At 68.3% G+C, this 11,157-nt stretch carries 9 protein-coding genes; 5 read left to right on the forward strand and 4 right to left on the reverse strand.

Features of this window, described 5'->3' with window-relative positions:
* Window positions 1-2 precede the first annotated feature (2 nt).
* The 3 genes from iaaH to AC07X5_RS28210 form a co-directional block, all read right to left on the reverse strand.
* A complete protein-coding gene (gene iaaH / locus AC07X5_RS28200; protein WP_494772863.1) occupies window positions 3-1,448 on the reverse strand; it encodes an indoleacetamide hydrolase in 1,446 nt (481 codons plus the stop codon).
* A 205-nt stretch (window positions 1,449-1,653) separates the two neighbouring features.
* Window positions 1,654-3,993: a cytochrome P450/oxidoreductase gene (locus AC07X5_RS28205; RefSeq protein ID WP_494772819.1), complete on the reverse strand. Its 2,340-nt coding sequence runs from the start codon at window positions 3,991-3,993 to the stop codon at window positions 1,654-1,656.
* 60 nt (window positions 3,994-4,053) lie between these two features.
* A complete protein-coding gene (locus AC07X5_RS28210) occupies window positions 4,054-4,860 on the reverse strand; it encodes an IclR family transcriptional regulator (protein ID WP_494772820.1) in 807 nt (268 codons plus the stop codon).
* Between the two features lie 86 nt (window positions 4,861-4,946).
* On the opposite strand from AC07X5_RS28210, the gene AC07X5_RS28215 reads away from it, so the two are divergent.
* The 3 genes from AC07X5_RS28215 (at window position 4,947) to AC07X5_RS28225 (ending at window position 7,598) form a co-directional block, all read left to right on the forward strand.
* Window positions 4,947-5,930, forward strand: a complete 984-nt coding sequence (locus tag AC07X5_RS28215) for a Bug family tripartite tricarboxylate transporter substrate binding protein (protein WP_494772821.1) — start codon at window positions 4,947-4,949, stop codon at window positions 5,928-5,930.
* A gap of 116 nt (window positions 5,931-6,046) precedes the next feature.
* On the forward strand, window positions 6,047-7,018 hold the full coding sequence (locus tag AC07X5_RS28220; RefSeq protein ID WP_494772822.1) for an MBL fold metallo-hydrolase: 972 nt from the start codon (window positions 6,047-6,049) through the stop codon (window positions 7,016-7,018).
* Window positions 6,996-7,598 (forward strand): histidine phosphatase family protein, encoded by a 603-nt coding sequence (locus tag AC07X5_RS28225; protein WP_494772823.1) that lies wholly within the window; start codon window positions 6,996-6,998, stop codon window positions 7,596-7,598. Before AC07X5_RS28220 ends, AC07X5_RS28225 begins: the two co-directional genes overlap by 23 nt.
* A 12-nt stretch (window positions 7,599-7,610) precedes the next feature.
* On the opposite strand, the gene fnr is transcribed toward AC07X5_RS28225, so the two are convergent.
* Window positions 7,611-8,330 (reverse strand): fumarate/nitrate reduction transcriptional regulator Fnr, encoded by a 720-nt coding sequence (gene fnr, locus AC07X5_RS28230; RefSeq protein ID WP_184864259.1) that lies wholly within the window; start codon window positions 8,328-8,330, stop codon window positions 7,611-7,613.
* Between the two features lie 443 nt (window positions 8,331-8,773).
* On the opposite strand from fnr, the gene hemN reads away from it, so the two are divergent.
* Together hemN and AC07X5_RS28240 are read left to right on the forward strand one after the other, a co-directional pair.
* Complete coding sequence (gene hemN, locus AC07X5_RS28235; protein ID WP_494772824.1) at window positions 8,774-10,156, forward strand: oxygen-independent coproporphyrinogen III oxidase; 1,383 nt, start codon at window positions 8,774-8,776, stop codon at window positions 10,154-10,156.
* A gap of 2 nt (window positions 10,157-10,158) precedes the next feature.
* Window positions 10,159-10,896: a sulfite exporter TauE/SafE family protein gene (locus tag AC07X5_RS28240; RefSeq protein WP_494772825.1), complete on the forward strand. Its 738-nt coding sequence runs from the start codon at window positions 10,159-10,161 to the stop codon at window positions 10,894-10,896.
* Window positions 10,897-11,157 lie beyond the last annotated feature (261 nt).

Consider the following 11,157-nt stretch of genomic DNA (forward strand, 5'->3'; position numbering starts at 1 on the left):
CGTTACAGGCGGGGCGCTGGCAGGCTGCCCAGCAGCTTCTCGATCCCCAGGCCAATGGCCAGCAGCCTGCGGTCACTGCCTACCGGGCCATCTAGCTCCAGGCCCACGGGCAGGCCCGCGCTGGTGAGGCCCGCCGGCACCGAGAGGCTCGGTATGCCGGCATTGCTGCCCGGGTCGGTGTTGCGGATGAAGGTCGCAAACGTGTCCGCATCCGCGCCGCCGTTGACCTTGACGGTGGACGAGCCCTTGGCCCGGTCCATGGGCACGGCGGGCAGCGGCGTGGTCGGGAACAGCAGGGCATCGAACTTTCCCTGCGCGAAGGTGCTGGCATACAGCGCCTGCAGCTGCGGGCGGTGCACGGCCATGGCCTCGGGGTAGGCGGCGCCGAAGGCATCGGCCTTGATCGCACCGAAGGCGCCCTGCACATCGGGGCTGGCGACCTTGGCTGCGACCTCGGCCACCGTCTTCACGGGTGCGTTGTTGGCCGCCAGGTAGGCGGGCAGATCGGCCACGGGCTCGTGCAGCGCGATCTGGAAGGACATCTTCTCGTTGAGCAGCATCAGCTGCGCCATGTCCACTTCCACCAGTGTGGCGCCGGCCGCACGCAGCTTGGCCAGCGCAGCGTTCACCACCGCAGCCAGCGAGGCATCGAGCCCCGCCCACAGCGGGCGCGGCAGGCCCAGGCGCACACGCGCCAGGGGCATTGCGGGCAGGCTGGCGTCGCCGGTGATCACCGCATCGAGCAGGGCCACGTCGGCCACCGTGCGGCCCATGGGGCCCACGGTATCGCGTGTGTGGCTGATGGGCACCACGGCCAGCGGGTCGTGGTAGCGGCGCTCGGCCCCGCCGTTGCCCACCGAGGGGCGCAGGCCCACGATGCCGCACAGGGCCGCAGGCACGCGGGTGGACCCGCCCGTGTCCGTGCCCAGGCCGGCCGCCACCATGCGCGCGGCAATGGCCGCCGCCGTGCCGCCCGACGAGCCGCCGGGGATGCGCGTGGGGTCGTACGGGTTGCCCACGGCGCCTGCGAACGGCGAAAAATTGGTGCTGGTGATGCCAAAGGCCAGCTCGTGCAGGTTGGCCTTGCCCAGCACGATGGCGCCCGCGTCGATGAGCTTTTGCAGCGAAGGCGCCGTGCGCGCTGGCCGAAAGCCCTGCAGCGCGGGCGTGCCGCCGGTGGTGGGCAGGTCGGCGGTGTTGATGTTGTCCTTGGCCACGATCACCAGGCCCGCCAGCGGGCCGAGTGCGGCGCCCGAGGCGCGTGCCGCATCCACGCGCCGCGCGGCGGCCAGGGCGCCGGCTTCGTCGAGGGTGATGAGGGCGTTGAGCGACTGCAGCGCCTTGGCGCGCGCCACCAGCGCGGCCACATAGTCCACCGCCTTGAGCTGCCCACCCTTGATCTGCGCAATGGCCTGGGCGGAGGTCAGCTGGGTCAGGTCCGACGGCATGGATGCCGTGCTGGCACACGCAGCCAGCCAGGTGGGGACGGTGAGGACACCGGCCAGCGCGCCGGTGCGTTGCAGAAACCGGCGGCGGGGCTCGGGCGAAGGGTGGCTCATGAAGGCGCTCCTGAAGGTCGAAACTGGGAGCCTTCAGGTTATCGGCGCAGGGCCGGGTGCGGTATCCCCAGGATTGAGGAGGGTGCTGGCGTTCCTAGAGGAACAGCACCACCCGCTCCCCCGCAGCCCTCGAGCAGCAGGCCATCATGCGCTGGTTGGCCTGGCGCTCGGTCTTGGTGAGCACCTTGTCGCGGTGGTCGATGTCGCCGCCGGCCACCTGCACCTCGCAGGCGCCGCACAGGCCCTCGCCGCAATCGCAGGGCACGTCCACCCCGGCGGCCTGCAGTGCCTGCAGCAGGGTCTGGTGGCGCGGCACCTCGATGGTGAGGCCCGAGTCCTTGAGCTCGGCGGTGAACGCATGCTCCTTGCTCGGATCGAGCGCCGCGTTGTCGGTGCTGAAGTGCTCGAAGCGCAGCACGGCCTCGGGCCAGTGCTCGGCCAGGGTTTCCAGTTCGGCGATCAGGCGGTCGGGCCCGCAGGCATACACCCGGGTGGCGCCGTCCACATGTTGGAGCAGGGCAGGGAGGTCCATGCGAGCGCCTTCGGCCTTGACGTGCAGGGTGGCGTGGCCCGCATGGTCCTTGAGCACGCGCGCAAGCAGCGCCATGTTCTGGCGCGATCGGCCCGCGTAGTGCAGCTCGTACGGCAGGCCCAGGGCCTTGAGCCGGTCCGCCATGGCCAGGATGGGCGTGATGCCGATGCCTGCGGCCAGCAGCACGTGGTGAGCACCCGCTTCGTCGATGCGAAACAGGTTCTTCGGTCCGGCCAGCTGCAGTTCATCGCCCGGCTGCAGGGTGTCGCAGAAGTGCCGCGAGCCGCCGCGCCCGCCTTCCTCGCGCTGCACCACGATCTCGTAGCAGCCCGGGTGGGCACCCGCGCCGCACAGCGAGTACTTGCGGCGGTGGCCGCCGGCGATCAGGTCGATGTGCGAGCCTGCCGTCCACGTGGGCAGCGGCGTGGTGCCGGCGGCAGCCAGCACGAAGCGGTAGAGGCCCTCGCCCTCGGCGATCTTGTCCTTGACGACCACCGCGCGGGCAATGCCATCCTTGGGTGGCGGGCCGATCTGGAACTTGGCCAGCACGGCCTGTGCCTTGTCCGCCTGGCGCTCGGGGTTCTGCATGGGGTCCCACTGCACCCACAGCGCCGAGGGCCCGCGGAACGAGGTGTTCGACAGGAACTCGAACTGCTGCCCTTCGACCAGCCGGATGTGCGGCAGGCGGCGCACGAATTCTTCAAGGAAGATGCGCATCTGCATGCGCCCGATGTTCTTGCCCATGCACTGGTGCGCGCCGTAGCCAAAGGTCAGGTGCTCCACCGCATTCTCGCGGTGCAGGTCCACGCGGTCGGGGTCCTCGAAATGGCTGGCGTCGGCGTTGGCCGAGGCCTGGAACAGCAGCAGCTTGCCGCCCTGGGGGATCTCCACGCCGCCGACCACGGTGTCGCGCGTGGCCATGCGCCGCCAGGCGATGATGGAGCCCGCCACGCGCAGGCATTCCTCCACCGCATTGGGGATCAGCGCGGGTTGTGCGCAGATCTCCTCCCAGGCCTCACGGTGCGACAGCAGGGTCATGAAGGCATTGGCCGTGGCGTTCGACGTGGTCTCGTGCGCGGCGGCCAGGATGGCCATCATCATCGAGCGCAGGTAGGACTCGGTCACGATGTCCGGGTGCGCGTGGTGCTGGCGGATCGAGTCGTACATCCAGCCCTGGCCCTCGGGCTGGGCCATCATGGTGTCGAGGATGCCCTGGGCGGTCTGCCAGAAGCGGCCCACGTTGTGGGCGATCTCCAGTTGCTCCTGCGCCGTGGGCCGGCCCCAGGTGTTCAGGGTGTGCGCCACCGCGAAGTTGCGCAACTGCTCGGCCCCTTCGTCCGGCACGCCCAGGAAGTGCAGCGCGATGGTCAGCGGAATCTCGTAGAACATCTCCGCCACCAGGTCCGCGCGGCCCTTGTCCACGAAGCGGTCCATGTACTGGCGCGCTAGGTCGCGGATGGGCTGCTCGTAGTCCATCAGCCGCTCGGGCATGAAAGCATCCATCAGCAGGCGCCGGCGTGCCATGTGGTCGGGCTCGTCCTCGTTGACCATGGTGCGGTTCATCGCGAAGCCATAGCTTTTCAGGATGGCCATCACCTCGTCGGTGGCGGGCGTGATCTTTTCGAGCGCGACCGAGGGCGAGAACAGGAGGTTGTCGCGGAACACCGCCTTCACGTCCTCATAGCGCGTCACCACCCAGTAGCCCAACTCTGGGCTGTAGAAGACCGGCTCCTCCTCGCGCGCCCAGCGCACCACCTCGGCCGGGTTCTGCTGGTAGCTGGGGGCAAACGGGTCGAATGCCGCCGCACGCGCGCTCACCGGGCAGCCCGTGGGGCTCTTCAGGGCGGCAGCCATCGCGGCATGGTCGACCGGGCAGCGGGAGCCGTTGGCGGGGGTAGTCATTGTGTATCTCCTTTTGCGTAAATGTATTACGCAATATGATTGAGAAATTACGGGTTTACCCTAGCTCCCTTGGTAGCCCATGGCGCGGCTGATCAGCCGCGCCTCCTGCAGCAAGGCGGGGCAGATGGCGCCATCGGGCCGCAGGTCGAAACCGCCCGTGGCCCCCAGCGTGGTCAGGCAGGCACAGACGTTGCCGGTGGCGTCGAAGACCGGCGCGGCGAGTGCGCTGATGCCCTTGAGCAGCGAGTCATTGGCCATGGCCCAGCCCCGCGCGCGCACCTGCTGGCGCAGTTGCTCCACCGGCCGCGTGCCGTCGAGCTGTGCACGGCGCTCGGCAGACGCCTCGGACAGCTCCTGCTCGGCCATGTCGATCACCAGCCGGTCGTTGGAAAAGCCCAGAAACACCCGGCCCGTGGCCGACCACAGCGTGGAGAGCACCGAGCCCGCGCGGATGTTCACCGTGACGGGTAGGGTGGGCTCTTCCATGCGCAGCACGGTGGCGCCTTTGTTGCCCATCACCGCCAGGAAGGCGGTGACTTCCAGCGCCTGGCGCAGCCGCTGCAGGGAGGCCTCGCCCAGGCGGATCGGGTCGCACTGGCGCAGGGCGGCCAGGCCAATGGCGATGGACTCCTGGGCCAGGTAGTAGTGCTGGTTGGTGGGCGACTGCTCGACAAAGCCCTGCTGGCACAGGCTGGCCAGGTAGCGGTGCACCTTGGCGGGGCTCTCGTCGACCTCGGCGGCGGTCGCGGTCAGGCTGGCGGCGCCGCCCAGGCGGGTCAGCGCCTTCAGGACGCTCAGGCCCATTTCTGCCGACTGGACGCGCTGGCGGCGGTCGGCCACCCGGACGGTGGAGGAAGGTGTGTTCATGCTTGGAAACCTAGGGTAAACGCTGCCCCGTGGCATTACGCATAGCGGAGTAACATCACGCAGATATTAACCTGCGAGGTATGGAAATGTTGAAGAATCGACGCTTGATTGCCGGAATGCTGGCCTTGCCGGCGCTGCTGGCATGGGCTGCCCCGGCCAGCGCGCAAACTGCCTACCCGGCCAAGGCCATCCGCTGGCTGGTGCCGTACCCGGCGGGCGGCGGCTCCGATTTTCTTGCGCGCACGGTGGGGCAGCAGCTGTCGACGCAGGTTGGCCAGCCGGTGCTGATCGACAACAAGCCCGGTGGCAACACGGCGATTGCCGCCGTCGAGACGGGCCGCTCCACGCCCGATGGCTACACCATCCTGTCGGCCGACAACGGCACCATGGTGTTCAACCCCGCGCTGTACAGCAAGCTCACCTACAACCCCAGCAAAGACCTGGTACCGGTGACGCTGATGGGCAGGTTCCCGATGATCCTAGTGGTCAACCCGGGTGCCGACTTCAAGGACGCCAAGGACTTCGTCGCCAAGGCCAAGGCCAAGCCCGGCGCCATGAGCTTCGGCTCGGCCGGCGCGGGCAGCCCGCACCACCTGGCGATGGAGCTATTGAAGGTCGATGCCGGCCTGTTCATGACCCACATCCCTTACCGCGGCGCTGCGCCGGCGCTCACGGACCTGGCCGGCGGCCAGATCCCCGCCATGATGGTCGACCTGGCCGCCGGCGGCGCCTTCATCAAGGCCGGCAAGGTGCGCCCCCTGGCCGTGGCCAGCGCCAAGCGGCTGCCGCAACTGCCCGACGTGCCGACCTTCGCCGAGCTGGGCTTCAAGAACGTCGAGGCGTCTGCCCAGGTGGGCATCGTCGCGCCCGCAGGCACGCCGGCGGATGTGGTGGCTTCGCTGCAAAAGCAGGTGGCTGCCGCCATCAACCAGCCTGCGGTCAAGCAAAAGCTGATCGATTTCGGCATCGAGCCCGTGGCCAGCACGCCGGCCCAGTATGCGGACCTGATCCGCACCGAGACGGACCGGTGGCACAAGCTGATCAAGGCCCAGCGCATCACCCTGGACTGAACCCCACCCTGGCAAGACCCCATGGCCCCTACTGGTTTGCAGCGGGCCTGGTGCCATCGTGCCACTCCCCGTTACAGTTGAAAACCCATCAGTTCAACTCAATACCGGAGAGTTTCATGCTGTCACGTCGCCATTTCCTGGGTGCTGGGCTTGCCGCCCCTGCCTTGTACGCTGCGGGTTCGTTCGTGCCCGTGTGGGCGCAGAACGCGCCCAACTTCGGTACGCCCACCCTGCCCAACCCCGGCTTTCGGCGCATGAAGGTGGGCGATGTGGAGGTGGTGGCGCTGGTCGATGGCATCACGCGCCGCCCGCTGGGCGAGGAGTTCGTGAAGAACGCGCCGCTGGCCGAAGTGCGCGCGCTGCTCACCTCGCAGGGCCTGCCCACGGACTACATCGACGTGCCCTACACCCCCTTCCTGGTGGTCGCAGGCGGGCGCAAGATCCTGATCGACACGGGCCTGGGCGAGTTCGGCGGGCCTACCACCGGCAAGCTGCTGGAAAGCCTGGCCGCTGCAGGCCTGAAGGCCGATGACATCGACACCGTGCTCATCAGCCACTACCACGGCGACCACATCAACGGCATTCGCAACAAGGCGGGCGCGCTGACCTTCCCCAAGGCCAAGGTGCTGGTGCCGGCTGCCGAGCATGCCTTCTGGATGGACGATGCCCGCATGGCGGCCGCCCCTGCAGGCATGAAGGGCGCCTTCGAGAACGTGCGCCGCACTTTTGCAACCATGCCGGCCGACACGCTGGTGCAGTTCGGCGCGGGCACCGAAGTGGCGCCAGGCATCCAGTCCGTGGCGGCCTACGGGCACACGCCGGGCCACACCCTGTTCGAGCTCAAGTCCGCCGGCCAGAACTTCTTTTACGTGGCCGACCTGACCAATGTGCCGGCCCTGTTCGCACGCAACCCTGACTGGGCCGTGACCTTCGACATGGACGCCGAGGCCGCGCGCAAGGTGCGGCGCGAGGTGTTCCAGCGCATTACCGCCAGCAATGCCATGCTGGGGGGCTTCCACTTCCCGTTCCCGGCATTCGGGCGCATGGCTGTATCGGGCAATGGCTATGCCTTCCAGCCCGCAGCCTGAGGCGGTGGTTGGCCGGCGCGCCCTGCTGGGCGCAGGGCTGGCGTGGACCACGCTGCATGCCTGGGCCGCCCAGGACACCGAGGCCGAGGCCCTGCTGCGCAAGGGCGGGGTGGTGGCCGCATTCCGCCATGCGCTGGCGCCCGGCACCTTCGATCCACCGGGGTTTCGCCTAGGCGACTGCAGCACGCAGCGCAACCTCAGCGAAGAGGGGCGCGAGCAGGCGCGGCGCACGGGGGCGTGGTTCAAGGAGCGCCAGCTGCAGCCGGCCAAGGTGCTTTCGAGCCCGTGGTGCCGCTGCATCGACAGTGCCACGCTGGCATTCGCCGCGCCCCAGGTGTGGCCCGCGCTGGGCTCGCCGCGCGGCGCGCCGGAGACCACCGGTACCAGCCACCTGCGCGAGCTGCGCCAGGCGCTGGTGGCCGCCTCGGCACGGGGCGGTAGCTTCGAGGCCTGGTTCACGCACATGTTCGTGCTGTCCGATCTGGCCAGCAGCAACACCAGCTCGGGCGAGGCGCTGATCCTGCGGGCCGACCGCAGCGGCAAGACCGAGGTGCTGGCCCGCCTGCAGGTCCAGGCTTGAACGCCTGACGGCTCAGCTACACGTCTGCGAGTTCACGATGCGCTTGAGCGCGTCCGTATCCAGGATGCGCACATGGCGCTGCTTGACCTCGACGATGCCTTCCTCGACGAACTTGGAGAAGGTGCGGCTCACGGTTTCGAGCTTGAGGCCCAGGTAGCTGCCGATTTCCTCGCGCGTCATGCGCAGCACCAGCTCCGACTGCGAGAACCCGCGCGCATGCAGGCGCTGCACCAGGTTCAGCAGGAAGGCGGCCAGGCGCTCTTCGGCGCGCATGCTGCCCAGCAGCAGCATCACGCCGTGCTCGCGCACGATCTCGCGGCTCATGATCTTGTGCACATGGTGCTGCAGGGCGGTGACCTCGCGCGAGAGTTCCTCGATGCGGTCAAACGGCATCACGCAGACCTCGGCATCTTCGAGCGCCACGGCGTCGCAGGTGTGGTGGTCGTTCACGATGCCGTCCAGGCCGATGATCTCCCCCGCCATCTGGAAGCCCGTCACCTGGTCGCGCCCGTCCTCGGTCGCCACACAGGTCTTGAAGAAGCCGGTGCGGATGGCGTACAGCGAGGTGAAGGTCTCGCCATTGCGGAACAGCGTGCCTCCGCGCTTGACCTTGCGCCGCGTGGCCACGATCTCATCGATGCGTTCCAGCTGCGCGTCGTTCAGGCCCACGGGCATGCACAGTTCGCGCAGGTTGCAGTTGGAGCAGGCGACTTTGATGGTGAGCGGGTTCATGGGCGCAGCAGCAACAGGTTGGGGGAGCGAACGGATCGCATCCGCAGGGTGGAGCGTGGTGGTGGCTGACATGCATCAAATTGTGGGCCCTGTGGGCCTTTCAACACTTGATCCAGGTCAAGGACGGGGGACGGGAGCTGCGGCAAAGTTCATAAGAACCTGCTGACGCCTTATTTCGGGTCGCGCAAGTACCTTGTCAGGATGGGTTGCTAGGCGCAGTGCGCAGCCAATAGTTCAGCTATTGGCAAGCGCTGCAACGACGCAGACCGCCTGACAAGGCACTTGCCCGAGGGGTTGGGGTGAAATCGGGCGATTGTGGGCGCAAGTCGCTTGCATGGGCATGGGCCCATGCGGCGCACCTTGCACCCGCACTCATCCCGATTGCACCCCAACGCGACCCGAAATAAGGCGTCAGCAGGTTCTCAATAAGGAATTCCCCCGAAATGACCGCTGTGACGCCCGAACTCCTGACCCGTTTCGACGTGCCGGGCCCCCGTTATACCTCCTACCCCACGGCCGACCGCTTCGTGGAGGCTTTTGGTGAGAACGACTATGTGCTGGCCCTGGACCAGCGCAAGGCCGGCACGCCGGGCAAGGCGCTGCCGCTGTCGCTGTACGTGCACATTCCGTTCTGCGAGTCGCTGTGCTACTACTGCGCCTGCAACAAGATCATCACCAAGCACCACGACCGGGGCGATGTGTACCTGCGCTACCTGGCGCGCGAGGTGGAACTGCACACGGCCCACTGCGGCACCGGCCAGGTGGTGAGCCAGCTGCACCTGGGCGGGGGCACGCCCACCTTTCTGTCGGATGACAAGCTGCGCGAGCTGATGGCCGTGCTCAAGCGCAGCTTTGCCTTTGCACCGGGTGGCGAGTACTCCATCGAGGTGGACCCGCGCACCGTGACGGCCGAGCGCCTGGCCGTGCTGGCCGAGCTGGGCTTCAACCGCCTGAGCTTTGGCGTGCAGGATTTCGACGCCGACGTGCAGAGGGCTGTGCACCGCATGCAGCCGGCCGCGCAGGTGTTCGCGCTGGTCGAAGCGGCGCGCAGCCTGGGCTTCGAGTCGGTCAATGTGGACCTGATCTATGGACTGCCGCGCCAGACGCCCGAGTCCTTTGATCGCACGCTGGAGCAGGTCAAGGCGCTGCGGCCCGACCGCATTGCCCTGTATGCCTATGCCCACCTGCCCGAGCGCTTCAAGCCGCAGCGGCGCATCGTGCAGGCCGAGCTGCCGGCGGCGCCCTCCAAGGTGGCCATGCTGTCGCGCTCGCTGCAGCAGTTCATGGATGCGGGCTATGTGTATGTGGGCATGGACCATTTCGCGCTGCCCACCGATGCACTGGCGGTGGCCAAGCGCCAGGGGCGGCTGCACCGCAACTTCCAGGGCTACAGCACGCAGCCTGATTGCGACCTGATCGCCTTGGGGGTCTCGGCCATCGGCCGGGTGGGCGCCACCTACAGCCAGAACGCCAAGACCCTGGACGAGTACTACGACCTGCTGGACCAGGGCCGCCTGCCCGTGGTGCGCGGCCTGGCGCTGAACCGCGACGATCTGGTGCGCCGCGCCGTCATCATGGCGCTGATGTGCCAGGGCGAGCTGTTCTTCGAGTCCATCGAGGCGGGTTGGCTGATCGACTTTCGCCGCACCTTTTCGGCCGAGCTCACCCAACTGGCCGGTCTGCAGGAGCAGGGCCTGGTGAGCGTGACCGAGGAGGGCATCACCGTCACCCCCATGGGCTGGTTCTTCGTGCGCGGCATCGCCATGGTGTTCGACCGCTATTTGCAGGCGGACCGCAACCGCGCCCGGTTCTCCCGGATCATCTGACCATGCTCGCCACGCTGGGCTGGACCGCGCTGCTCATGGGCCTGGCCGGTGGCCCGCACTGCCTGGCCATGTGCGCTGCACCTTGCGGGGCGCTGGTGGGGCAGGGTGGATCGGGCGAGCAGCCCGTGCGCTGGGCCGGGACGGGTGGGGCAGGGCTTGCCCAGCCAGGTACCTCGCCGGCCCTGGGGCGGCTCGTGGCCTTCCATGGCGGGCGGGTGCTGGGCTATGCGGGCCTGGGCGTGGTGGCGGCCCTGGCCATGGGCAGCCTGGCCTGGCTCACCCAGCGCACGGCGGCCCTGCAGCCGGTGTGGACCTTTCTGCACCTGGCTGTGATGGCCTGGGGTGTGCTGCTGCTGGCGCAGGCGCGCCAGCCGGCCTGGGTGGAGCATCTGGGGCGTGGCGTGTGGCAGCGCGTGCGGCCGCTCACGGCGGGGGCGGGTGGCGTGGGGGCTGCCGGATTGCTCTGGGCGCTCATGCCCTGCGGACTGCTGTATTCGGCGCTGCTGGTGGCCGCGCTCAGCGGCGGGCCGGTGCAGGGGGCTGCCACCATGGCCTTGTTTGCCCTGGGCAGCGGCCTGTGGCTGGTGGGAGGGCCCTGGTTGTGGGCGCGGCTGCGCAGCCGCATCAACCAGGCGCGGGCCGACTGGGGCACGCGCGTGGCCGGGGGGCTGCTGTGCGCAGCGGCCGGCTGGGCGCTGTGGATGGACCTGGTCGTCAAGCCGTCGCTGTGGTGCCGGTGAAACAGCTGCGGGACGCGCCCGCGCCCGCGTCCGGGCGGAAAAATTGTTGTTTTGTGGCTCCTACGTATTTCTACGCATGCGCGTGGCCACCGGGTTTGCGTGGCACCTCGCTCCGGCCCGCTTCCAGGGGCAGGGTTTTTACCAGAGGGTAAAAAGGCCGATGCCTCGCGGAGCCCTGTGACCATGGGTATGTCCTATGACACAGGGGGACAAGACATGCGTCCAGAACTGGAGATAATGGGTGTAACCAATGGTGGCAGA

The organism is Acidovorax sp. GW458-11-26-14-TSB4 (genome assembly GCF_059423865.1).